This window comes from Shewanella sp. ENK2 (assembly GCF_043568515.1).
Classification (GTDB): Bacteria; Pseudomonadota; Gammaproteobacteria; order Enterobacterales; family Shewanellaceae; genus Shewanella; species Shewanella japonica.
This window is the reverse complement of sequence record NZ_CP171406.1, coordinates 13,225-36,308: the sequence shown is the minus strand read 5'-3', so window position 1 is coordinate 36,308 and position 23,084 is coordinate 13,225. Positions and strand designations below refer to the sequence as shown.

Here is a 23,084-nt window from a genome sequence, read left to right as displayed (position 1 = left end):
GTTACTGCTTAATAGCTTGGTTATAGTGTCTAGATATAGAGCTTTAATGTCGTGTTTATTGGGTCAATTTACCTCATGTTAATTGATTAAATAAAACGCTTAACCAATAAATAGTATAAGAGTTTGTTCATGGAAGAAAATATTCATCCTTTTAAAAAGGCTGCAGCGTTATTACTCTTACTGGGTTTGATTGATATTGCGGTAATGATTTTTTGCATTATCAATCAAACTAATTATGCCTCAAGCTTTACCATTTTTGGGGTCATTTCAGGAGTATTGCTACTTCGAGGTAGCCTTAAAACGGTTCAAACATTACGTTGGTTGAGTATTTTTATCTCAGTACTGATTGTTGGTATATCGTTTGACACTTTATTTACGACTCCGCCTGCTTTGCTTATAGCATTAATGAAATTCAGCCCACTGACAGTGATTGGACCAATATGCGTTGCTGTTTTGCTTGTTGCAGTGTTTATTTGGATATACTGTCAGCTATCTTCTCAGGAGTCTTTGCAACTTTTGGTCAAGGCCAACTATAAAACAACTCAACCCAAATCAGCTTATTTACTAGGTGTTATCGGTCTGCTTGTTACTTTTTTAGGTGCTAGTGAAATGGTCAATGGTGAGTCAGCTAAAAAGGCCATTGAATTAGCGCAAGCCCAACGGGGCTCAGCATATCAATATCATGTTACTCGTTTATATGTTTCACAAAATTCTGGTTATGCTGATGTGATAGCCTATTCAGATAAAGCCGTTCATCAGCTTAACGTGAATTGGTAAGCCTTGTTTAAATAGAAGTCCTTGCGATTAATCCTCTCGTTACTTGCCTCGTTACTTCTCTCGTTAATCCCCAAATAATCCTTTTATTGATACGTCACAGCAGCTTTAAATTTATTACGCTAACCCTTTTGCTAATCCTTGAACCTTTTGTTTTTAAGGTTATGTTTTATAAGTGTATTTTGGGTTTTTAGCTCGTCCATCTAGGTGATGTTGTCTAAAATGATAATTGACGAGCTGTGATGTGAAGAGCTGGTTTTGATAAGAGACATAATCTTGACCAAGTGGGTTGATACACATACTAAAGTACTAAAAAGCTAACTTGAGGTTAAAAATATTTGACATGGATAATAAGTAAGCATAAATTAACTGCGAGTTAAATATCTTTTACATGGAGTGAGGTGAGGTTAACATGGTCAACAAACAGAATTTATATCAATGGTTGCAAGAAACCAGCTTTAGGGAAGTGACTTTATCGGTTGATTTACTTGTAACGGGCTATATTTTTTATATTTATTTAAGCCGGATGTACTATGCCAGTGCTGAAGAATTAGCCTCGACAGTGTGGCTATCTGGTGTATTGCTCGAAATCATTATTTACTCAGTTGTGTTGATGGTACTGAGTTATATTGTATTAGCATTTGTGAGTGATGATGAATTAAACCAACCCATGGATGTGCGAGAAAAACAGATAAACCTAGTGGGTTACAAATACTCGGCGATAATTTTACAAACCGGCGTTATTTTAGCCATGGTTCAATATGGAATAGAAAAACAAGCTGAAATAATTTTGTTTGAGCCGATTCCTCATTTACCATTACACATTTTGTTAGTGGCATTTTTAACTGCCGAATTAGCCCATTATGGTGTGCAATTGTATAAAGGCCGCACAGGAGATATTTATGGGTAAAGTGGATCAAGATGGTATGGGGATCAGTAACTCTATCCGTACATTACGATTTTTAAATGATGAAATGACCCAAAAGCAACTGGCTGAGCTCATCGGTGTCACTAGACAAACGGTAATGGCGATTGAATCAAATAAGTATTCGCCGACATTAGAAGTCGCGTTCAAGATTGCTGAGGTATTTAATTTACCTCTTGAAGAGGTGTTTCGCTATCGCTCTGTAAACGATACCCAACCAACAGACTAGCTGTTTGTAGGTTTTATTAGGATGATGAGTTGTTGCTAGCGACTAACACTTCTTGAAACTAGTAAATTATATCACTGGCCGCTTGAGGTTATCTGTTGAGGATAAATGGTTCAGTATTAGCGACTCACAGTGCTTTAAAGCCCAACCGCGCTTTGGGCTCAGATACTCTTTGCAATCTTTATCGCTTACGATAATAATCACCCATTCATTTAGCTGATAAATTGTTGAGTCAGCTAATCTCATTTTTATAAAGTGCAACAGCACTGTTAAGGCCAGTATTAGGTTATGAAATTTAGTCCGCTAGTTGATGAATTAATTGAATCATTACGTTGCTTACCCGGTGTAGGGCCTAAGTCTGCTCAGCGTATGGCATTTCAGTTATTGGAACGTAATCGTAAAGCGGGGCAAAAACTGGCAAACGCTCTTGAGCGCTCTATGAGTGAAGTAGGGCATTGCCAAGCGTGCCGTACGTTTACTGAACAAGAATTATGCCCAATTTGCAGTAGCCCTAAACGAGGAAACGCTGGCGTTATATGTGTGGTAGAAACGCCTGCAGATGTACTTGCTATCGAAGCTGGTGGCCATTTTATGGGGCGATACTTTGTGTTATTAGGCCATTTGTCACCACTTGATGGCGTGGGCCCTGATGAACTAGGTCTTGAGTTACTTGAACAGCATTTATCTTCAGAAGATGTCACAGAGTTAATCTTGGCAACAAACCCTACAGTAGAAGGTGATGCAACAGCGCACTTTATCGCGGATATCGCACGTCGTCATAATGTGGTTATCAGCCGTATTGCTCATGGTGTGCCAGTAGGTGGCGAGCTTGAGTATGTCGATAGCACGACTTTAGCGTTATCATTTAATGGGCGCATCCCTCTGTAAAACGAACACGAGTTAATAATAAAAGGGCTAATTTAGCCCTTTTTGCGTTTTTTTAGGCATCAGAAAAAAATTCCCTTGAAAACTGATTTTCACGCCCCATTTCCTAGGTAACAAAGAATTTTAGTTGCATTGAAACGTCAAATATTAGATTTCAGTACAACTGCTGTATTAACGTTAAACCAAGGGAAATTTTCATGTCTCAACAAGAAACACATGGCTTTCAAACCGAAGTAAAACAACTTCTTCATCTGATGATCCATTCTTTATACTCAAATAAAGAAATTTTCTTACGTGAATTAGTCTCAAATGCCGCTGATGCTGCAGACAAGTTACGTTACCTTGCATTGACTGATAACACATTATTTGAAGATGACACTGAACTTCGTGTTCGCATCAGCACCGATAAAGAAAAAGGCACCGTTACGATTGAAGATAACGGTATCGGTATGACTCGTGATGGTGTCATTGAACATTTAGGGACTATTGCTAAATCAGGTACTGCTGATTTCTTCAAAAACTTATCTGGCGAAGAGTCAAAAGATTCGCAACTTATTGGTCAGTTCGGTGTGGGCTTCTACTCGGCGTTTATCGTAGCGGATAAAGTGACTGTTCGTACTCGCGCTGCAGGTGCGGATGTTAACCAAGGTGTGGTGTGGGAATCACAAGGTGAAGGTGACTTTACTGTTGATACCATTACTAAAAACAGCCGTGGTACTGAAATTACACTGCATTTACGTGAAGAAGAAAAAGAGTTTGCTGATGACACACGTTTACGCTCAATTATCACCAAATACTCTGATCATATCTCTGTACCTGTAGAAATGTACGAAGAAGGTACACCTGCTGTTGAAGCGACAGAAGAAGGCGGGGAGTCGATTCCAGCTACTGAAGGTCAGTGGAAACCGATGAACAAAGCCACTGCGCTTTGGACTCGTAGTAAATCTGATATTTCTGATGAAGAGTATCAAGAGTTCTACAAGCATATTTCTCACGATTACGGTGATGCTGCAACTTGGTCTCACAATCGTGTTGAAGGTAAACAAGAGTACACGAGCTTATTGTATATCCCAAGTAAAGCACCATGGGATATGTTTAACCGTGATGCTAAAAACGGCTTAAAACTGTTTGTTCAACGTGTATTCATTATGGATGACGCTGAGCAATTTATGCCGACTTACCTTCGCTTTGTAAAAGGCTTAATTGACTCTAATGATTTACCTTTAAACGTGTCTCGTGAAATTTTACAAGACAACAGCATCACTAAAGCTTTACGTAGCGGTGTGACTAAACGTGTGTTAGGCATGCTTGAAAAAATGGCTAAAAATGATGCTGAGAAATACCAAGCATTTTGGGCTGAATTTGGTCAAGTATTAAAAGAAGGTCCTGCTGAAGATTTCGCTAACCGTGAGCGTATTTCTGGCTTGTTACGTTTTGCTTCTACACACACAAATACCGCAGCAACTGACGTGTCATTAGATGATTACATCGGCCGTATGAAAGAAGGCCAAGACAAGATTTACTACATTGTTGCTGACAGCCATGAAGCGGCAGCAAACAGCCCACATCTTGAATTATTACGTAAGAAAGACATCGAAGTGTTATTGATGTCAGAGCGTATTGATGAATGGTTAATTAACCACTTAACTGAATTCAAAGGCAAGAAATTGCATTCGGTAACACGTGGTGATCTAGAGTTAGGTGAGCTTGAAGATGCTGATGAAAAAGAAGCTCAAGAAAAGCTTGCTGGTGAAGCACAAGCATTAGTTGAACGTATGAAAACGGCATTAGGTGCAAAAGTTGCAGACGTTAAAGTGACTTCGCGCTTAACTGACACGCCTGCATGTGTTGTTGCCGGTGAAGGTGAAATGTCATCACAAATGATCAAGCTTATGCAATCAGCGGGTCAACCAGTGCCTGAAACGAAACCGACCTTTGAAATCAACCCGCATCACCCATTAGTTGAACGTTTGAACAATGAACAGGATGAACAGTTATTTGCTAACTGGGCTGACTTATTACTTCAACAAGCACAGCTTTCTGAAAAAGGCAGCTTAGCGGATCCTTCTGCATTCATTAAGTTAACCAATGAAATGCTAGTCGCAAGCTTGAAGTAAGCGTCGTCATAATAAACAAGCGGACCGAGTGTCCGCTTTTTATTAGCGTTTATTTTTAGCCAGTGTGATACTGAATAAATAGCACTGCTAACAAGGATCCACGATGGAACATATTATTAATTTAACCAAAGAGAACATACAGCAAGTTGTTGATGCCTCAATGGATAACTTTGTTGTTATGTCTTTTTGGGCTCAACAGCAACCTGAAAGCGTGCAAATGCTGCAAGTGATGGAGCAGATTGCTAACGAGCAAGCTGGGCGATTCATTCTTGCTAAAGTTAACTGTGAAGCCGAATTAGAGATTGCTAACTATTTTCAAATTCAAAGCTTACCCACCCATTTGGTATTAAGCCAAGGTAAACCTATCGATGGGTTTGCCGGGGTTCAATCACAAGCGCAAGTTTTGGACATGCTCAATAAGCATTTACCTGAATTATGGGTACAAGATGTGAATGCGGCTAAAGTTATTTTAGCTGGCGATACGGTGACAAAAGAGCAATTAGAAGAGGCATTAAGCTTACTAAAAAGTGCTTATGTTGATTCAGGTAACCAAGCTGAAGTTGCATTACTTATGGTCGATGCCTACTTGCAGTTAGGTATTCTTGGTGATGCAAAAACCTTATTAGACACTATTGGGCTTGCCGATCAAGACAGCTATTATCAAAACCTCAAAGCAAAACTGGCTTTAGCTGAAGATGCAGCCGATACACCTGAAATTCGTCAGTTACAACAAGCGTTAGAAGCTGAGCCAGATAATGTTGAAATTTCAATCAATTTAGCCAAGGCCTTAAGTCAAGCTAACCGAGGTGAAGAAGCATTAGAAAACCTTTTTGCGATTTTACAAAAAGATTTATCTGCAGCTGACGGGAAAGTCAAACAGGTGTTCATGGAAATATTGACTGCCTTAGGGCAAGGAAACACCATAGCCAATCAGTATCGTCGTCGTTTATACAGTTTGCTGTATTAAACAGCGCTAAATTTAACAGGTTGCGAGCTATTAGATATTGGTCTAACTCTTTGGTTATTTACCTTCTAAAGATGGACTAAATGTGCGAAAATCGCCGCCTAAAAATATGAAAGCAATAAAGAGGACTTTTGAGATGCGCATTATTCTATTGGGTGCCCCAGGTGCCGGTAAAGGTACACAAGCTCAGTTTATTATGGAGCAGTACGGTATCCCACAGATCTCAACTGGAGACATGCTTCGTGCAGCAATTAAAGCTGGCACAGCATTAGGCTTAGAAGCTAAATCAGTAATGGATGCAGGCCAGTTAGTATCAGATGACCTAATTATTGGTTTAGTTAAAGAACGTATCGCACAAGATGATTGTGTTAAAGGGTTCTTACTTGATGGTTTCCCACGTACTATTCCACAAGCTGATGCAATGGTTGCAAACGGTATTGAAATTGATCACGTTGTTGAGATTGACGTACCTGATGAAGAAATCGTTAAACGTATGAGTGGCCGTCGTGTGCATTCTGGTTCTGGCCGTGTTTACCACATCGTTTACAACCCACCAAAAGTGGAAGGTAAAGATGACGTAACTGGTGAAGAGTTATCAATTCGTCCAGATGATGAAGAAACAACAGTACGTAAGCGCTTAGGTATCTACCATGAGCAAACTAAGCCATTGGTTGAATACTACGGTAAAGTGGCTGCTGAAGGTAACACTCAGTACACCAAGTTTGATGGCACACAAACTGTTGCGGCAGTGAGTGAGCAAGTTAAACAGTTACTAGGTTAATTAGCTGCTAAAATTACAGTTCCAACGACTGTTGTTCATAAAAAGACCTGCATTGCAGGTTTTTTTATGGCATAAATAAAATAGTTGTCACAAAAAGAGACAAAGATTGACATCAGTATTGGTGTTGATTGTTTTTGTGTTAAAATTAGCGTTTGGTATAAAGCATAAAATGCTGTTCAATCCACAATCCTTTTAAGCACGGATGCCTACTCAGAGAGTTTAAGATGAAGTTTCCTGGTCAACGCAAATCTAAGCATTACTTCCCGGTAAATAACAGAGACCCATTACTGGCTCAGTTAACCCAACAAGAGCAATCTTTTTCAACTTACATTTGCGGTATCGATCAAACCTTGGTGGATATTGAAGCCAAAGTAGAAGACGAACTATTAGAGCGTTATGGTTTACCAAAAGGTAACTCAACCCTTATTGATGACCAACAAGCCCATGAACTCTATAACGAGTTAAAAAACAATGAGATGATCAGCGATGAATTTGCAGGTGGTACCATTGGTAACACAGTTCATAACTATTCAATTTTAGCGGATGACCGTTCTGTATTATTCGGGGTGATGAGCCAGAATATTATGGTAGGAAGCTACGCCTACCGTTATTTATGTAATACCTCATCAAAGGTAGATTTAAACTATTTACAACCTGTAGATGGTCCTATTGGTCGTTGTTTTACGTTAATTTCTGAAAATGGTGAGCGTACCTTTGCTATTAGTAAAGGCTCAATGGATAAGTTAACCCCAGAATATATTAATCAAGAAGTCATTCAGGGAGTTCTGCGCTAGTTATTACAGCCTATTTAATGCGCGCCAGTGAAGGTGATGGCATGACATCCGCTGCGATGAAAGCAATTGAATATGCAAAAGCAGCAGAGGTTCCAGTAGTATTGACATTGGGCACCCGCTTCCTAATTCAAGAAGATCCAACTTGGTGGCAAAACTTTATTCGTGAAAATGTGACGATTTTGGCAATGAATGAAGATGAAGGCGAAGCGTTAACAGGCTTTAGCGACCCACTATTGGCTGCTGATGCGGCACTTGAATGGTGTGACATGGTACTTTGTACCGCAGGGCCTTTGGGTTTATATACTGCGGGCTACGCAGAAGATTCAGAAAAGCGTGCAACCAGTCATACTCTATTACCTGGCGCTATCCCTGAATTTAACCGCTATGAGTTTTCTCGCCCGAAATTAAAAGCAGATTGTGAAACTCCGATTAAAGTCTTCGCACATATTTCACCATACATGGGCGGACCTGAACTGATTAGAAATACTAACGGAGCGGGTGACGGAGCATTAGCGGCCTTATTACATGACTTATCTGCCAATACCTTCCATAAGACAAATGTACCTGGCTCAAGTAAACATCAACGTGATGGTTTATGTTACTCGTCATTCTCACAAGTGTGTAAATACGCAAACCGTGTAGCTTATGAAGTTTTGGCACAACATAGTCCAAGACTTTCTCGTGGCTTACCAGAGCGTGAAGATAGTCTTGAAGAGTCATACTGGGAACGTTAAATTTACAGCATAAATTGAAAGGCGAGCATAGTAATATGCTCGCCTTTTTTATTACGTAAATTGCACTTAAATTGCATAAGTAGTACTTGGTACCTGTGGTAAAATTCAGTAGGATACCAATTAGAGCGTAAATACCTCATTGTAAGTACCATCGGGTAAATAAAACAGCATTGACTACAGAAATTGGAGAGCGTTGTGAAGGGACAAATCTTAAGAGAAATGAAAGTACTTAAGGCGATTGAACCAGCTTATGAAGTCGAACGTCGTGTCGCATTTTTGAAAACCAAGTTAGTTGAAGCACATACACGTAGTTTGGTACTAGGCATTAGTGGTGGCGTTGATTCATCAGTTACAGGTAGATTATGTCAGTTAGCTGTAGATAGCTTAAACGCTGACAACCCTGAACAAAATTATCAATTTATTGCTGTTCGCCTGCCTTACCAAGTGCAAAAAGATGAAGATGAGGCTCAATTAGCGTGTCAGTTTATTCAGCCATCTAAACAAGTGACTGTTAATATTGCTGATGGCGTTGTCGGTGTACATAATGCGACAGTGACTGGTTTAGAAGAGGCAGGCATTGCGGTAAGTAACAATGATAATCTTGATTTTGTTAAAGGTAATGTGAAAGCCAGAATGCGCATGATTGCTCAATATCATATTGCAGGATTAACGGGTGGTTTAGTCGTAGGAACCGATCATAGCGCTGAGAATATTACTGGTTTTTACACTAAGTTCGGAGATGGCGCGTGTGATTTAGCACCATTGTTTGGTCTTAATAAACGTCAAGTCAGACAGCTTGCAAGTTTCTTAGGTGCTCCTGAGATATTAGTAAAAAAAGCACCAACAGCAGATTTAGAAGATGATAAGCCACAACTTGAAGATGAAGTGGCATTAGGCCTTACATACGATCAAATTGATGACTTTTTAGAAGGGAAAGACGTAGAGAGTCATGTTGAAGATAAGTTGGTCGCGATATACAAGCGCACGCAACACAAGCGTCAACCTATCCCAACAATCTATGATTAGTGATAAGTTCAATATTGTTTTAGGTAGTCTCTCACTGCTTCTATGAGCTGGTTAGGAAACTGTCGATAATCTAAATATGGCGCAATAAGGACTTGCTTATGCGCCATTACTTTTTGTTTTTCACCCAGTTCTGTTAACTCATCTTGCCAATTCAGGCCCATATGCGTTTCTATTGAATGTTGTAATCGTTCATAAGTCACCTGGCCACATAAAATATGCACTTCTGCATGCGGGTCTAAACCTGCTGAATTGATGATTAAACATGTTGAGTCATGTGCTTCACTTTTTGTCGTAAACAAATCTGCTCTTCGTTTTTTCCAGCAATCGGCTGAGCTATTCTCGGCGGTAATTTTGGCCATTATGGTAAAGATTTTACGCCAATGATTACCATTAAGTTCGATTATCTTACTGGTATCAGCCAGCGTGAGTTCAGTGTCTGTTGGGATGATAGGTGCAGTTGGTAAATAAAACGCCATTTTGGCATTTTTATGGCCAAATTTTATTTGTTCATTATTGGTTGGTGACAGGTCTGATGTCATTTTAATGTCTGTTAATTCACTCATTTTTACTAGATTATCATGATTAATCTCTAGACTCGAATAGGCTTTTAGTCAAACATGAGTCTATAGAATCGGATAAGTGTAACGATATCATTAAGCAGCGAGATGTGTCTTTTAGCCACAGATTTACAAAGCGCTTAGTGTTCAAGGAAAGATCAATGAAAGCGATTGTGATCGGCTCAACAAAGCAACTTCTATTTTTTGCTGTTTATGGCTTTATCGGCAGTATTATCGTTTTTATTGCGATTTTAGTTTGGTTATTAAATGCCAGAGCCGAGTTAGATATCTGGCACACAACTGAACTAAAACACGAATACCATCAGCAGTTGGGGTTAAAAAACTTTGCTGAATATCTGTCGCTCGAAAGTGACTTGTTCAGTGAAATTGAGAATAAAATTTATCAAAGTTACTCGCCAGAAACGCCTTCTGTCATTAACCGGTATGAAACTGGTAGCTTATCTGATCCCAATGGATGGAATTATAACTGGAATCGCTCGTTTGAATGGAAAAAAGCCGATGCTGAGTTTGGTGTTTTACTGATCCATGGTATGTCTGACTCACCCTATGCAATGTCTCATCTTGCTAAACACTTTAAGAAAAATGCTCATGTTTTGGGGTTAAGGCTACCTGGACATGGCACCATTCCCGCAGGATTAACCGGTATTACTTGGCCTGATTTAGCTAGCGCTGTAGATTTGGCGACGCAGCATATGAAGCAACAACTTAATGGTAAGCCGTTATACGTGGTTGGCTTTTCAACGGGGGCAGCCTTAGCGTTAAACATTGAGTTAGAAGCCATTGCCAGAGGCAATGAAACGCACTATCAAGGTATGATTTTTCTTTCCCCTGCAATAGGGCTACAACCCATTGCAGCAGGTGCTAAATGGCAAGCAATGTTAGGCCGGTTTTTAGGTTATGAAAAGTTATTTTGGAACAGTATTTCAGTTGAGTACGACCCGTTTAAATATAGCTCTTTTGCAGTTAACGCTGGTGATGTTGTTTATCAATTATCTCAGCGAAACCATCAAATTATTGAATCATTTTCAACTGAGCAATTAGGCTCTTTAGCACCGATTTTAACTTTCCAGTCGCTCGCTGATGATACCGTTTCTTCCAATGCAGTGGTGAATAACCTCTATCAATACTTACCTTCAAAACAACACGAGTTAGTTATTTTTGATATTAATCGAAATCCTAATAATCATCAGTTAATTATTAATGACCCAATGGATGAAATGGCAAAGCTATGGTTACAAGAGCCAATGGGTTATCAACTGACCTTGATTGAAAATGATACTGAACGTGAGCACTTTGTAAAAGAGACAAGATTAGCTTCTGCTGAATCCTTGACAAGTGAAGCGCTACCATTTGAATGGCCACGTGGGGTATATTCCTTATCTCATGTGGCTTTACCTTTCCCTAAAGCGGATCCTTTGTATGGTCCAGATTTTTTGAAAGAGGTGAGCCACATTCAAATTGGCCAAGCTATTTTTACTGGCGAACGTGGCTTATTTGGGATCCCTGCTGCTGAAATGTTACGTCAGAAGTGGAATCCATTTTACCCGTATATGCTTAATAAAATGGATGAGGTTATAAACCCATAGGTATAACCGTCTTACTCATTAATCACATTAATGATCACTTTATTTCGACCTTGTTCTTTAGCCGCATACAGATTATCGTCGGCCACTTTAATCCATACATCAATGTCAGTTGAAAAGCTGGCATTAGCAGTAATTGCACCGATACTGGTGGTCACAGAAAACTGCTGTTGATCTGTTGGAGAAGTAATCACAAGCGCTGCTAACTTTTGTTTGAATTGATTTAAATGATGCTCAATTTTAAGGGCATTTGATATCGGTAAAATAAGTAAAAACTCTTCTCCACCGTAGCGAGCTACGATATCCGTATCACGTTTAAACTCTTGCTTAAGTAAACTTGAGACGGTACGTAAACATTCATCTCCTGCTAAGTGTCCATAGGTATCGTTGACCTGCTTAAAAAAGTCTAAATCAAGAATTGCTATGGTAATTGCATGTTCACCACGTAAGCAAAAATCTAATAAGCCATCAAATTTATCTTCAGCATAACGGCGGTTTTTAAGATCCGTTAATGGATCTTTATCCACTAAGGCAAGTAGCTTTTTGTTGGCTTGCTCTAATTCATCAGTTCGGATTGCCACCGTCTCTTCAAGTTCTAGCTGATGTGTTAGCAGTTCACGCTTACTGTTGGTGAGCCGCTGGTAGAGGTTAAATACTTCTTTAGACGAGTTTTCATCCAGAACTTGGCTTTTTAAATCATCATTATTGATATTACCAAATTGGTTAGCGACGATTTCGAGTGGCGCTGTTAATAATTGGCACACCTTTCTTGAAATGATAAAGGTGAAAATAATTGAAATAATCAGCATCAAAAAGGTGCCTAACATTTGCTGCTCGGCAGTTTTAAGCAACGGTGAGAGGGGTTTTAATACATATAACTCCCAACCATTATTAAGGCGTTTTTTTACAAATACATGTTCTGGCGAAGTGGATTCAAGATCACGAATATTGATGGTATTTAACGCAATATGGTATGCGCCTTTATCATCAGAGTAAGTAAATTCATCTTCTTCATTGAGCTCAAGTTCTGAGGATGCATAGATAATTTTTTTATTGTCATCTATAAGTACCAGCAACTCTTTTTCACCATAACTATTTTGATTATCGATATTAGCGAAAAACTGTAAATTCAAGGAACCTTCAATGATACCAGCAACTTGTGCTTGATTATTATTTTGGTAAAACGGCGCACTGATAGCGATGATTGAGTCACTACCAAATCCACGCCCTTTGAATACGGATGAGACATATAATTGGCGATTATGGAAGGATTGAATAAAGTAATCCCGGTCACTTATCGACATATTTTTAATATTGTTTTTTTCGTCCAGCATCATTACACCAGGGCTACCTGCTTTGACTTGCGCATTGCTATCGGCAATCAACATGGTAATGAAACTAGGATAACTTGTGTGCAGTTGACTCAGCATTGGCTGCCATTCGTCGTTCGTGGTATTGGCTAAACTGAGAAAATTGGCTGCGTATTCAATCACTTTTTTGTGATCGTCTATGTATTGCTCGGTTGCAGAGCTTAAATGTTGCGTCGTATCAGTTAAGTTTTGTTTTAATAGCTGCTGCTGCTTTTCTAAAAACAGATAATTAAAACTAAGGGCAGAGATAAGTAAGCATAAGGTGATCATCAATGTCATAAAGTAGGTTACTTGAGCATTGAATGAACGTCTTTTTTCGCTGTACCTTGGCCATTAAATTGCCAAAGTTTAGGGATCAATACAATAATTAAAGAAGCTAAACAGGCATATATTAGACCATTAATACTTTGCTTAATGATGGCAAACGGCATATGACTTGCTGGTAAATCACTGACTATTTTCATGTATAAATACGTCAGTGGCATTCCGATAAGTATCCAGTAAATGGCACTGCCGTATAGGGGTAAACCCCTTTACGGCGAATAAAACCTATAAATACCGCTTCGATACAAAACAGTAAGTAAACATGAGGACTTCCCCAAGTGACCATTAAGCCTGTTGCACTGAAAACAGCTGTTAATAGGGCATACCAAGGGCCTAAAATAACGGCAGATACAACCGTAAAGGTATTACCCATGACCAGCTGGACGTTGGCAAAAATAGGAATGGGGTAACAGTTGACGATAAAGCCAATGACACCTAGAACCAGTGCTAAAATAAGGTGTTGTGGATTGATGGATTTTTTATTCAATGAATCATCCTTGTCATTATTATAAAAAAATATTACCTGCCTTATTCAGGTAGTACAAGCCTTTGATCTATTAAGGATGAATCATTCTATAAGCTTTGACTAAACGTGAGTGAGCTTATTTTTGATTTTTTACTGACCACGCCAAAGGAGCTCGCCACTTTTCGTTAACTGGTAACCCGATAATAAATTAGCTAGCTGGGTGGTTTGAGGTTGATTTAACAAGGTTAATAGCGCTTGCAGTTGGCGCCTGAAAAAGATGCTCTGAGACATGACAAAGTCAAACGACTCAGTTAGCTGAGGAATAAAATGTAACCCGCTTTCTACAGCAACGGCCTGACAACCAAAACCAATATCAGCATTATTACGGGCGATATAAGCCGCTAGCTCTCGTTCCGACTTTGCTGTGGCAGTAAAAAGTAATTCATTAATATTGATATGCTGCTGCGTTAACCATTGCTCTAAATGAAGTTGGCTACCAGCACCTTTTTGTCTTGAAACCCATCTTAAAGACTGCAATGTGCCTTGGTTTACATTATCAAAAAGCGATGTCATTTCTTGGCGAACCATTAAGCCTTGATGTCGTTCAAACCCACTCACTAAAATCCATTGTTGATGATTAGGGTAGCTTTTCAATAGGTTGTATAAACTGTCTCGACTGCCATGTTGGCTTTCCCAGTGAATACTACAGACATCAGCATAACCACGGGAAAGCAAAGTTAAGCCTGACTTAGAGCCTGTTGCGCTATAGCTGATGATTTCTTGATGTTCACCTTCAGACATTAACTGTGCAACAAGCATTGAAAGTAGAGGATCGTCACTGCCAGTGATGTGCATTCTATCTGAAAGCATACCGCTATGGCATGAATCCATAAGCCAACGATCAATTAACACTTTGGGAAATAGCCATTTTCCTGTCACTTTTGTTGCAGGTAGGATGCGCTGGTTGGCCATCGAGTAAACTTTTTTCTCGTTTAAGTCCAAGTATTCAGCGACTTGCTTAGTGCTCATATAGATAATGCTTGAATCAATTGGCATAGTAATCCCAGATGCTGCTTAGGTGGCAATGATTCGTTAGTGTAATAATTGCGGGCGTCGATGCATATCTGCATTAGCAGTTAAAGTTAACTTTTGTGGGCAATGTTGGATTTATCCTACTTGTAATTAATGTGCGCTTTGAGATCATATTTATCCAGATTATCTGATTGAATTGATAATATTTGATGACTTACGCTTGGATAACCGTTAATGAATAAGGCTAAATTAAACGAGCATGTTTCTGACCCAATGCAATTGGATATGGCTGTCATGGTGATTGAGCCGGACTTAAGTGCTTGGCAAAGTCTTGAGCCGATATTATCTCGATACTTCAGGTTGATTCAGCACGCAAGAACGCTTGAATTAGCGGTAGTCAATTTTCGGCGATTCAATTTCGATTTGGTTGTTATCGATATCAAGTTGGTCGAAACATTTTGGCAGTTGCTAAACCGTCAACATCTTGCAGGTGATGTTATTCATCAAGGTATTAATAACAGTGACTTTCCAATACTCGATTCTTCATTTGACGCTGTTACCCATAACATCGAACTTAAATCTGCTGATGATAAGTATTGTTACCCAGAGCATTTCATTGTGCTTAGTCGTGTGCCTGAGGCTGACGATATATTAGCCATGATGAGAAAGGGGCGAAGGATTTTATAAGTAAGCCGATTCAGTATCGTGACTCAGAATCTATCATTGCGAATTGGTGTAAGCGTTATCGATTGTCATCTAAGCAAGTTTCCCTGCAAACACGTCAGCCCGTTAAGTCATACTCACAGCTTGTTGGTGACAGTAGCATTGCAGAAACGATGAGAGCTAACATACTCAGTGCCAGTGTATCTAATTCTCCTATATTGATCGAAGGCCTTGTTGGTACCGGTAAGAAGTTAGCGACTCATCAATTATTGCAGTTGGCAGACAGTCCTTGCCAACAAGTTGTTATAGACTGCCGTGATGAGTTGCAGCTGACGAAAACGGCTTTAGCTGGTTGTGATAAAGCAACCTCTAATCCAAGGCGATATGTACAGCTTGTTTTGACACATGTGGATAGTCTATCTGTTACTGGTCAAATTGCTTTAATGCAATTGTTAGACTCAGTTAGTTTGTTGTCTACTCTAAAGCTGAGAGTAGTCAGTTTGAGTCATTCTTCACTCTTGAGGCGAGTTCAACAAGGGGCTTTTTCATCAGAGCTGTATCATCGTTTGGCGTGTCTCTACCTTCATTTACCTCCTTTGAATCAACGTTCTGAGGATATTGTCTTACTCGTTAAGTTTTTTGTGAGTCAATTGATTGCAACTGACGTTTTTGTTGCTGAAGATTTACTCACACGTTTTAACGCGTGGCGGATTACTGATTATCAAACCCTGACAGAATATGATTGGCCAGGGAATATTCAAGAGTTAAAAAATACGGTTGAGCAGTGTTTGATGATGAATGTACCTCCCAATGAGTACTTTAAGCAAAACCCTCATACCGATTGCCAACAGGCTGATAGGCAAAGTATTAGCGAGGTTACTTCATCTACTCAGCACTTCTTTCCCATTGAATGGGATCTTAAGCACATCGAGAAAGCCCATATTTTGCGGGTAATGAATATTTACCAAGGCAATAAGCTATTAGCAGCAGAACACTTAAATATCTCTCGCAAAACCATCGATAGAAAATTAAATGAATGGGCGAAAGACTGAAAACCAATAATTCATCACTAATTCATAAATGCTGATTGCATCAAGTTTGCCTCTAGTTTGATATTTATGCACTTTAAAAAGGACATTTTGTCCTTTTTTTGGTTTTGATTTCCAATTTGTCAGATTTTGTCGTGTTGGTTGTAGTTTTAATGGGTCCTAGTTGAGTTTTTAGATTGCGATCGCAACAATGCTCGCACTCAAATAGGACTTATTAATTAGGATGTTGTCGCACAATGAACATGAGCAAGCCTGCGCAAAAATCATTGCGTTATTCAGTGTTATCCATTGCTATTTTAGCCAGCTTAAATACCTATGCAGAAACGATTGAACGCGATCCAGTTCTGAAGATTCAAGAGGTGATTGTTGTAAAAGGTGAAGGCCCTACAGCGGCGCAGTCTTCTATGACTCACTGGGATATCTCACGAGAAGAAATAGAAGCCTCAGGCGCACAAAGTCTTGACTTAATTCTGGCAAATGTACCTGGCATATACGTACGAGTTGGCGGGCAGGGAACGCCGAGAGTCGATATTCGCGGATTTAAAGCGCGCCATGTTATTTACTTAATTAATGGTGTTCCTGCCAATGATGCTGAAGACGGTCAGTTTGATCCAAGTGTCATACCAGCTTCACAAATTGAGTCAGTTGAAGTCTCAGTTGGCCCAACGTCTGTGCTTTACGGACCAGGTGGTGCGGGTGGTGTGATCAATATTATCACTCGACAAGGGGATAGCGCTCCAAGTGTATCCGGTAACCTTGAGTTCGCAGAAAATGACACAATAAATGGCAATGTGAACTTAGCTGGAAGCGGTGAAAAGTGGCAAGGTTTTGCTAGTTATAACCGCCAGCAAACTGATGGATTTCCGATGTCATCAGATTTTGAAGACACGGATGAGCAAAGTGGTGATACACGTTTAAATGCGGATAAAACTGTCGATAACTTTTACGCCCAAGGAAGCTACTTTGTTTCTGATGAAACGATGTTGAGCGCAAATGTAAACTATAAATCTGGCAATTGGGGTAAACCAAGCACGGATGGCACAGGAACCAGTAAATCTAAGTTTGAACGAGTTGATGATTTTGAAAGCACCATTGTTCAGTTAGGCTTTGCACATAAGTTTTCTGATCGTCTCGCATTACGAGGCTATGGCTACCATAACGAGAGTCAGGTATTTGAAACAGTCTATACCAGTAGCGATTACAGCGATATTGATTCTACGCAAGATGGCATATCAACGGTGCAGGGCGGGAACTTACAGCTGATTGCTGATTTTGATACAGCGGGTTTATTAACAGGGTCAATTATTAGCGAAAAGCAAAGTTGGGAATCCGTTAATTATGAGGCTAATACAAGTAGCGCCTCTATTCTTGGCAGTGGCAGTGGCAGTGGCAGTGGTTCAGGTTCTGGAAGTGGCGATGGTTCAGGTTCAAGTGATGATTTTAATAAGGATGGCTGGTTAAATACTCTGGCCGTCGAATATCAGTACCAGAATGACGGTAAGTACGGCGTCACTATCGGTGGTGCGGCGCACAGTCAAGAGCGTGATGATGCTGACGATACTAATTACTCGGCGCAACTTTCTAGTTTTTGGCGAGTGACTGAGGACAGTAAACTGCATGCAGGTATTGCTCGTAAAGTGCGTTTTCCATCATTAAGAAACCTCTATGCGCAATCATCAGGTAACAGTGAGCTAGAGCCTGAGGAATCATCACATGTTGAGTTAGGTCTGAATCAAGGGTTAGCTTATAACACCAGCTTAGATATTACCGGCTATTACACTGACGCTGAAAATTACATTGCCAAAGACAATGACGGTGTTTATCAAAATATCAGTAACTACGCGTTTAAAGGGGTCGATTTTTCTGTAAGAAACGAATACTTCGATGACTTAGATTTGACAGTCTCTTACAGCTATTTAGATGCTGAAGATTCTGATAATGATCTTATGAACGAATTAGAGTATCGACCAAAACATCAGTTTAGATTCCAAGGCCTTTATCAATTCGATTTCGGTATGAGTGTAAACCTGAACGTTGAATATATTGCCGATCAAATTTATTACACCAGCGAGAAAATTTCAGGTGAAACAATCTCAGTTAGAAATGAAGTGGATAACTACACATTAGTTGATATCAATATTGTGCAGCCATTGATGGTGGATCATTTAGAAGCCTATATTCGAGCGACTAATTTACTGGATGAAAACTACTATCAAAGTGAAGCATTGCCTCAAGCCGGCAGACAGATCTTTGTTGGTATTAATTGGCAGTTGTAACCAATGACTTTATTGGCATTGCATGAAGTTAGCTTTCGACATCAGTCATCATCTGTAGCGCTTTTTAAGCAATTGAACTTTACCGTGATAGCGGGCGAGTGCCACTGTATTTGTGGTGAGACTGGAGCAGGTAAGTCCTCCTTGCTACAGCTGATGGCAATGCCAAGTGAATTTGATTTTAAAGGTGAGATTTTACATAGCGATGGCCTTCGTTTAGGCCTCGTTATGCAAGATCCTCATATACAGCTTATTCGAGAAACTGTGGGTGCAGAAGTTGCCTTTGGTTTAGAAAACTTAGCCTTTCCTGCACCTGAGATGCTGCAACTTGTTTTGCAAGCATTACAGCAAGTAGGACTCGATTTACCATTAGATACGCAAGTGAGTAATTTGTCGCTTGGACAAAAATATCGGCTGATGTTAGCTGCGCAGCTTGTGCTTCGTCCCAATGTGATTTTTATTGATGAACCATGGGCACAATTGGATGATGCTGGTGTTGTTGAGTTAAATGAGGCTCTAAAACAGCTTGTGGATTCCGGGGTAAGTGTCGTGATGACAGAGCACCATTCTGCGGCATTCTCCCAAGTTATCAATACACATTGGCTATTAAAAAACGGCGTGCTGAATAAACAGGATAAAGCACCCATTCAGAAAGCAGAAACTTGCCCTTTAACGCATTTAGCTAACAAGCCACAACTGAGAGAAAATACTGAACTTTGGCGGTTAAATATGCCAGCTGTTCAAGCTATAACGATATCTACACAAACTGACATCAGGTTAACTATATCACCCTTGACGGTTCAATTTACTGATAAGCCGCCATTGATTGAACTGAGCCAAGAGTTGCAGCTTTACGCTGGTGAAATGGTTGGGCTGTTTGGAGAAAATGGCTGCGGAAAAACAAGCTTGTTGAATCAAATTGTCGGTATTGATGATAAAAATCAGCACGCGATTTTGATGTTAGGCAAGCCGGTTAAACTTGGTACTTTTGGACAGGACCTGGGCTTTTTGATGCAGCGTCCATCTAGACAGTTATTTGAAGTGTCTGTGCAACAAGAGGTTGAATTTAGTTTAAAGCGATTTGGTTTACCAGTGTCACGTGCGAGTGAAATATTAACTCAGCTCAATATCAGTCATTTGGCGGCTCAATCCCCGTATAAGCTGTCATACGGTCAACAACATTTAGTTGCCTTAGCCTCAGTACTTTGTTTAAAGCCTAAAGTGTTATTACTTGATGACCCCTTTGCGGGTTTAGATAGTCAGTATTTTTCTTATGTGATTGATGTATTGACAGACTTTTGTTTGCAAGGTGGATCCATTCTTATAACAAGTCATAGGCCAATAATGAAAACGCGCTTAAGTAAAGTCTGGCAGATTGCTGGTGGAAAATTAACCCAGTGCTTTCAGCGTGAACGGTACTTTCTGCACGAGAAAGATTCTCAGCTCGAGCAGCACTCTCAGCAAGGGCTGGCCTTTCAAAAGGGACAAGCTTCAGGCAGGCAAACTGCCTTAGCCGATATGTGTGAGGTTAACCTATGACTAAAAAGCGACTTCAAGGTTGTAGTGTAAATCACATGATGAAGAGTCATAAGCTGGCTTCAAGCAATGATATTCAGGCTACTAAAGGGTGCGAGTATACAAAAATGCTTCGACAATCCTTTAAAGCCAAATGCCAGTGTGCGCTTGCCATGGTGTTTAGTATTGTCTTATCAAGCAGTGCGTTTTTAGTGACGACTTCGCAGCTTAGCTACATTTTGCTCATTAATATTGCTTTACTTATTCATGCTCGTTTTTACAAAGCGCGATTAAGCCCATTACTTAAACTGTTTGCTATTCAGTTGGTCATTACTGTCGGCTTATATGTTTTATTTTATGGCAGCGATAAAGTCATTGAAGCATTGATTGTCGTGCTTAGAATTATGTTAGTGATGTTACCGAGTTGGTGGCTTGCGAGTACTCAAACGTCACACCATATGAGCCAAGTATTGTGCTTTATTTTACCAAGTAAGTGGGCGTTCGTTATTACCACTTCCATCAAACTATTACCTTATATCACTCAAGAAGTACGAGATATTTATCATATCCAATGTCTACGTGGTGCCCGTATAACGCCTAAACAGTTGATTAACCCTTTAAATTGGGTCGAGCTTATTCGCTGCGTGTTATTTCCTTTGCTAATTCAACTGCTAAGCCTATCAAAACATATCGCCAAGTCTGCACAGCAAAGGCATTTCGATAGGCAAAGGCATCATTCCCATTGGCCATTTATTTAACGTCTAATTTAGGAGAATCATTAATGAAGCAAGGCTTCACACTTCAAAATGCATTGTTCATCGGATTTTGCGCTACCTTGTTGGTGGCGATTAAAAGCATGATGCGAATGAAACTAGGTTTAACAGGACACTCGATGTTTTTAATGAGTTTATTTTATTTAGTCTGCTACGGCGCAACGAATAAAATTGGCAGCATGACGTTATGCGGACTGTTAGCTGGCCTGTTAGCCATGATCTTAGGCGTCGGGAAAGGCGGACCATTTATATTGCTTAAGTTTGCATTACCGGCTTTTGCGATGGATATAGCGCTCATATTTATCGCTAATTTATTTAGTTTACGTTGGCGCTGCATTTTATTGGCTGTTATTGGCAGTATCGCTTGGGCAAGCAAATCTTGGATACAAAACCTGCTAGTGGGAATGGATCCGCAAGTTGCACTTGTGCAGTTTGGGCTAAGCAGCTTTAAAGGTGGTTTGTTTGCAATAGCTGGTGCTTTACTCGTCCCAATCATTATTAATCGATTGGATGCCCATGATTTAATCACAAGAAATAGGATGTCATAACAATGATTAGAACTTGGTTAATTTGTATTGATGATACTGATGATATTGGCACAAAAGGGACTGGTGAGATTGCAGAGGAAATTCTGCAGCTATTGCTTTCAAAGGCAAGTTTCAATAATGATTCGGATGGTTTGAGTCTCGTTCACTCACCCACTTGGGTAACAAGGCATCAATTATTTGTACACCCAGACATTCCATATACATCGCATAATAGTGCCATGTGCTTTGAAGTCACCTCTGGCTTAGCATTAGCTGAAATCAAAGATATCTGTATTGCACATTTGGCCACTGAGTGTGCATCAGCAGCTGATCCTGGTCTAGCGATAGCTGATAAAGATTTATTAACGGCAGATGACATTCAGAAATTGATTTCATTTGGCCAAGATGCAAAGCGCTTGGTAAAAACCAAGAAAGATGCTTATGAATTAGCAGCTGAAATTGGAGTCGATTTATCTGAGCATGGCGGAACGGGTCAGGGAATTATTGGTGCAATAGCGGGTATGGGCTTACGTTTATCTGGACACGATGGACGTGTGAAAGGCCAGCTTAAAGTCGGCCTAAAAGACTCGCAATCTGAATTAACCATAAGCGTAAGAGAGATTAAGCAGTTAACTGGCTTAGATGCGGTAATAGAGTTAAACGGTTTTTTACTCAATGAAGATGAGCTTATTGATGTCAGCGGTAAAATTAAAGCTGTCATGCACAATCATAAGTTCGCGTTATTGGTGTACCAGCATCAAGATGAAACGACTAGTGAGTTTCATTGGCGTAACGCCTTAAAACAGCAATTAAAAAAATATTAATAAGCGAATATAAATGGTTAATAAAGAGTCAGTTATGGTCACCAATTGGTTTTATTTAGATCAAGGTCGTTGGTTGTTTCGTTTTACAAATGAAGCCACGGATATGGCGCAACAAGCGGCTTTTCATTGCAATCACTTTATGGAAGATGATGAAGATGAAATGATTGATGATGTACCTAGAAGCTGTTTTAATTGTATGAACCGGCGCTGGTTGATTGAAGGCTTTGAATGCAGAGGGATGTCGGTTATATCTTAATGCCAATGATAGGGTTACACCCTTAATTATGACTATGACCATGAGAGTGACAGAGAGTCACTCTTATGATTATGTACGCACGACAAACTGCTAATTACACCGTTTCTCTATCTTCATATGCATACCCACAAGCTCTTTTCTTCAATTTTTAATTCGACCTTGGTCTAACTCAGATAACTCTCTTGTATACCATTTATTTATACCGTTCCGTTATAAGTTTATGTTTTTAAGGTGATTTGTTGTTAGTTTCCTTTTTTGATTTTGTTCACCTTTAGACTAAGGTCGTGATTGTCGTCACATTTTTAGTTGCTAGATTAACTAACGACTTTAAAAATAATTAAGACAGGGGAGTCACAATGGCTTTTGAAAATGAAGACAAGGCAACGGGGTATTGGCGTGAAAATTTACGCTTAGTATTGGGGTTACTCGCAATTTGGGCATTCGTGTCTTTTGGTTGCGGTATTTTACTCGTAGATGTTTTGAACGAAATTACCTTTATGGGCTTTAAATTAGGTTTTTGGTTTGCACAACAAGGTGCCATGTATGTGTTTGTTGCACTGATTTTTGTGTATGTAGCGAAAGCGAATGCTTTAGATAAAAAATATAACGTACACGAAGACTAAGG

At 39.8% G+C, this 23,084-nt stretch carries 23 protein-coding genes and 1 pseudogene; 19 read left to right on the top strand and 5 right to left on the bottom strand.

Annotated features, from left to right (window positions below; all coding sequences use genetic code 11):
* Positions 1-129 precede the first annotated feature (129 nt).
* The 9 genes and pseudogenes from ACGEDC_RS00175 to nadE all read left to right on the top strand — a co-directional run bounded on the left by ACGEDC_RS00175 (position 130) and on the right by nadE (position 9,226).
* Positions 130-777, top strand: a complete 648-nt coding sequence (locus ACGEDC_RS00175; RefSeq protein WP_394495702.1) for a hypothetical protein — start codon at positions 130-132, stop codon at positions 775-777.
* A gap of 409 nt (positions 778-1,186) precedes the next feature.
* Positions 1,187-1,684: a hypothetical protein gene (locus ACGEDC_RS00170; RefSeq protein WP_080916040.1), complete on the top strand. Its 498-nt coding sequence runs from the start codon at positions 1,187-1,189 to the stop codon at positions 1,682-1,684.
* Positions 1,677-1,928: a helix-turn-helix transcriptional regulator gene (locus ACGEDC_RS00165; RefSeq protein WP_394495699.1), complete on the top strand. Its 252-nt coding sequence runs from the start codon at positions 1,677-1,679 to the stop codon at positions 1,926-1,928. The genes ACGEDC_RS00170 and ACGEDC_RS00165 overlap by 8 nt, the downstream gene beginning before the upstream one ends.
* A 285-nt stretch (positions 1,929-2,213) precedes the next feature.
* A complete protein-coding gene (gene recR, locus ACGEDC_RS00160) occupies positions 2,214-2,813 on the top strand; it encodes a recombination mediator RecR (RefSeq protein ID WP_055024645.1) in 600 nt (199 codons plus the stop codon).
* Between the two features lie 194 nt (positions 2,814-3,007).
* Complete coding sequence (htpG, locus tag ACGEDC_RS00155; RefSeq protein ID WP_394495697.1) at positions 3,008-4,927, top strand: molecular chaperone HtpG; 1,920 nt, start codon at positions 3,008-3,010, stop codon at positions 4,925-4,927.
* A 103-nt stretch (positions 4,928-5,030) separates the two neighbouring features.
* Positions 5,031-5,894, top strand: coding sequence for a co-chaperone YbbN (locus ACGEDC_RS00150; RefSeq protein WP_119969417.1), 864 nt, complete (start codon positions 5,031-5,033; stop codon positions 5,892-5,894).
* A 133-nt stretch (positions 5,895-6,027) separates the two neighbouring features.
* Positions 6,028-6,672 carry an adenylate kinase gene (gene adk / locus ACGEDC_RS00145; protein WP_055024642.1) on the top strand — a complete coding sequence of 215 codons (645 nt, stop codon included), beginning with the start codon at positions 6,028-6,030 and terminating at the stop codon, positions 6,670-6,672.
* 224 nt (positions 6,673-6,896) lie between these two features.
* Positions 6,897-8,200: pseudogene (locus ACGEDC_RS00140) on the top strand (inosine/guanosine kinase).
* 195 nt (positions 8,201-8,395) lie between these two features.
* Positions 8,396-9,226, top strand: coding sequence for an ammonia-dependent NAD(+) synthetase (gene nadE, locus ACGEDC_RS00135; protein WP_119969418.1), 831 nt, complete (start codon positions 8,396-8,398; stop codon positions 9,224-9,226).
* Between the two features lie 8 nt (positions 9,227-9,234).
* On the opposite strand, the gene ACGEDC_RS00130 is transcribed toward nadE, so the two are convergent.
* On the bottom strand, positions 9,235-9,789 hold the full coding sequence (locus ACGEDC_RS00130; RefSeq protein ID WP_394495693.1) for a DUF6942 family protein: 555 nt from the start codon (positions 9,787-9,789) through the stop codon (positions 9,235-9,237).
* A gap of 155 nt (positions 9,790-9,944) precedes the next feature.
* Here ACGEDC_RS00130 and ACGEDC_RS00125 point away from each other — a divergent pair, with 155 nt between their 5' ends.
* Positions 9,945-11,390, top strand: a complete 1,446-nt coding sequence (locus ACGEDC_RS00125; protein ID WP_394495691.1) for an alpha/beta hydrolase — start codon at positions 9,945-9,947, stop codon at positions 11,388-11,390.
* 11 nt (positions 11,391-11,401) lie between these two features.
* On the opposite strand, the gene ACGEDC_RS00120 is transcribed toward ACGEDC_RS00125, so the two are convergent.
* From ACGEDC_RS00120 to ACGEDC_RS00105, 4 genes are all read right to left on the bottom strand, one after another.
* Positions 11,402-13,036, bottom strand: coding sequence for a sensor domain-containing diguanylate cyclase (locus ACGEDC_RS00120; RefSeq protein WP_394495689.1), 1,635 nt, complete (start codon positions 13,034-13,036; stop codon positions 11,402-11,404).
* 8 nt (positions 13,037-13,044) lie between these two features.
* Positions 13,045-13,221: a hypothetical protein gene (locus ACGEDC_RS00115; RefSeq protein ID WP_394495687.1), complete on the bottom strand. Its 177-nt coding sequence runs from the start codon at positions 13,219-13,221 to the stop codon at positions 13,045-13,047.
* Positions 13,222-13,232: 11 nt separating this feature from the next.
* Entirely contained in the window at positions 13,233-13,568 is a 336-nt protein-coding gene (locus ACGEDC_RS00110; protein ID WP_394495685.1) for a hypothetical protein, read from the bottom strand.
* 129 nt (positions 13,569-13,697) lie between these two features.
* The gene (locus ACGEDC_RS00105) at positions 13,698-14,603 is read right to left on the bottom strand and encodes a substrate-binding domain-containing protein (protein WP_394495683.1); all 906 of its coding nucleotides are present in this window, start codon (positions 14,601-14,603) and stop codon (positions 13,698-13,700) included.
* Positions 14,604-14,813: 210 nt separating this feature from the next.
* Between ACGEDC_RS00105 and ACGEDC_RS00100 the strand changes: the two genes are divergently transcribed.
* The 9 genes from ACGEDC_RS00100 (at position 14,814) to ACGEDC_RS00060 (ending at position 23,082) form a co-directional block, all read left to right on the top strand.
* Complete coding sequence (locus ACGEDC_RS00100; RefSeq protein ID WP_394495681.1) at positions 14,814-15,266, top strand: hypothetical protein; 453 nt, start codon at positions 14,814-14,816, stop codon at positions 15,264-15,266.
* A gap of 62 nt (positions 15,267-15,328) precedes the next feature.
* A complete protein-coding gene (locus ACGEDC_RS00095; protein ID WP_394495679.1) occupies positions 15,329-16,294 on the top strand; it encodes a helix-turn-helix domain-containing protein in 966 nt (321 codons plus the stop codon).
* A 233-nt stretch (positions 16,295-16,527) separates the two neighbouring features.
* Positions 16,528-18,567, top strand: a complete 2,040-nt coding sequence (locus ACGEDC_RS00090; RefSeq protein WP_394495677.1) for a TonB-dependent receptor plug domain-containing protein — start codon at positions 16,528-16,530, stop codon at positions 18,565-18,567.
* A 3-nt stretch (positions 18,568-18,570) separates the two neighbouring features.
* Positions 18,571-20,103 carry an ATP-binding cassette domain-containing protein gene (locus ACGEDC_RS00085; protein ID WP_394495675.1) on the top strand — a complete coding sequence of 511 codons (1,533 nt, stop codon included), beginning with the start codon at positions 18,571-18,573 and terminating at the stop codon, positions 20,101-20,103.
* Positions 20,100-20,837, top strand: coding sequence for an energy-coupling factor transporter transmembrane component T (locus ACGEDC_RS00080; protein WP_394495673.1), 738 nt, complete (start codon positions 20,100-20,102; stop codon positions 20,835-20,837). The genes ACGEDC_RS00085 and ACGEDC_RS00080 overlap by 4 nt, the downstream gene beginning before the upstream one ends.
* Positions 20,838-20,860: 23 nt before the next feature.
* Positions 20,861-21,400 carry a core component of ECF transporter gene (locus ACGEDC_RS00075; RefSeq protein ID WP_282167918.1) on the top strand — a complete coding sequence of 180 codons (540 nt, stop codon included), beginning with the start codon at positions 20,861-20,863 and terminating at the stop codon, positions 21,398-21,400.
* A 5-nt stretch (positions 21,401-21,405) separates the two neighbouring features.
* Complete coding sequence (locus ACGEDC_RS00070; RefSeq protein ID WP_394498181.1) at positions 21,406-22,203, top strand: DNA-binding protein; 798 nt, start codon at positions 21,406-21,408, stop codon at positions 22,201-22,203.
* Positions 22,204-22,237: 34 nt separating this feature from the next.
* Entirely contained in the window at positions 22,238-22,459 is a 222-nt protein-coding gene (locus ACGEDC_RS00065; protein WP_394495670.1) for a hypothetical protein, read from the top strand.
* Between the two features lie 356 nt (positions 22,460-22,815).
* Entirely contained in the window at positions 22,816-23,082 is a 267-nt protein-coding gene (locus ACGEDC_RS00060; protein WP_055024629.1) for a DUF4212 domain-containing protein, read from the top strand.
* Positions 23,083-23,084: the final 2 nt, after the last annotated feature.

What these genes read in the sequence shown, in the direction of transcription:
- ACGEDC_RS00175 (WP_394495702.1), top strand. Translation starts at nt 130, where the DNA reads ATGGAAGAAAATATTCATCCTTTTAAAAAGGCTGCAGCGTTATTACTC.
- ACGEDC_RS00170 (WP_080916040.1), top strand. Translation starts at nt 1,187, where the DNA reads ATGGTCAACAAACAGAATTTATATCAATGGTTGCAAGAAACCAGCTTT.
- ACGEDC_RS00165 (WP_394495699.1), top strand. Translation starts at nt 1,677, where the DNA reads ATGGGTAAAGTGGATCAAGATGGTATGGGGATCAGTAACTCTATCCGT.
- recR (WP_055024645.1), top strand. Translation starts at nt 2,214, where the DNA reads ATGAAATTTAGTCCGCTAGTTGATGAATTAATTGAATCATTACGTTGC.
- htpG (WP_394495697.1), top strand. Translation starts at nt 3,008, where the DNA reads ATGTCTCAACAAGAAACACATGGCTTTCAAACCGAAGTAAAACAACTT.
- ACGEDC_RS00150 (WP_119969417.1), top strand. Translation starts at nt 5,031, where the DNA reads ATGGAACATATTATTAATTTAACCAAAGAGAACATACAGCAAGTTGTT.
- adk (WP_055024642.1), top strand. Translation starts at nt 6,028, where the DNA reads ATGCGCATTATTCTATTGGGTGCCCCAGGTGCCGGTAAAGGTACACAA.
- ACGEDC_RS00130 (WP_394495693.1), bottom strand. Translation starts at nt 9,789, where the DNA reads ATGAGTGAATTAACAGACATTAAAATGACATCAGACCTGTCACCAACC.
- ACGEDC_RS00125 (WP_394495691.1), top strand. Translation starts at nt 9,945, where the DNA reads ATGAAAGCGATTGTGATCGGCTCAACAAAGCAACTTCTATTTTTTGCT.
- ACGEDC_RS00120 (WP_394495689.1), bottom strand. Translation starts at nt 13,036, where the DNA reads ATGACATTGATGATCACCTTATGCTTACTTATCTCTGCCCTTAGTTTT.
- ACGEDC_RS00115 (WP_394495687.1), bottom strand. Translation starts at nt 13,221, where the DNA reads ATGAAAATAGTCAGTGATTTACCAGCAAGTCATATGCCGTTTGCCATC.
- ACGEDC_RS00105 (WP_394495683.1), bottom strand. Translation starts at nt 14,603, where the DNA reads ATGCCAATTGATTCAAGCATTATCTATATGAGCACTAAGCAAGTCGCT.
- ACGEDC_RS00100 (WP_394495681.1), top strand. Translation starts at nt 14,814, where the DNA reads ATGAATAAGGCTAAATTAAACGAGCATGTTTCTGACCCAATGCAATTG.
- ACGEDC_RS00090 (WP_394495677.1), top strand. Translation starts at nt 16,528, where the DNA reads ATGAACATGAGCAAGCCTGCGCAAAAATCATTGCGTTATTCAGTGTTA.
- ACGEDC_RS00085 (WP_394495675.1), top strand. Translation starts at nt 18,571, where the DNA reads ATGACTTTATTGGCATTGCATGAAGTTAGCTTTCGACATCAGTCATCA.
- ACGEDC_RS00080 (WP_394495673.1), top strand. Translation starts at nt 20,100, where the DNA reads ATGACTAAAAAGCGACTTCAAGGTTGTAGTGTAAATCACATGATGAAG.
- ACGEDC_RS00075 (WP_282167918.1), top strand. Translation starts at nt 20,861, where the DNA reads ATGAAGCAAGGCTTCACACTTCAAAATGCATTGTTCATCGGATTTTGC.
- ACGEDC_RS00065 (WP_394495670.1), top strand. Translation starts at nt 22,238, where the DNA reads ATGGTCACCAATTGGTTTTATTTAGATCAAGGTCGTTGGTTGTTTCGT.
- ACGEDC_RS00060 (WP_055024629.1), top strand. Translation starts at nt 22,816, where the DNA reads ATGGCTTTTGAAAATGAAGACAAGGCAACGGGGTATTGGCGTGAAAAT.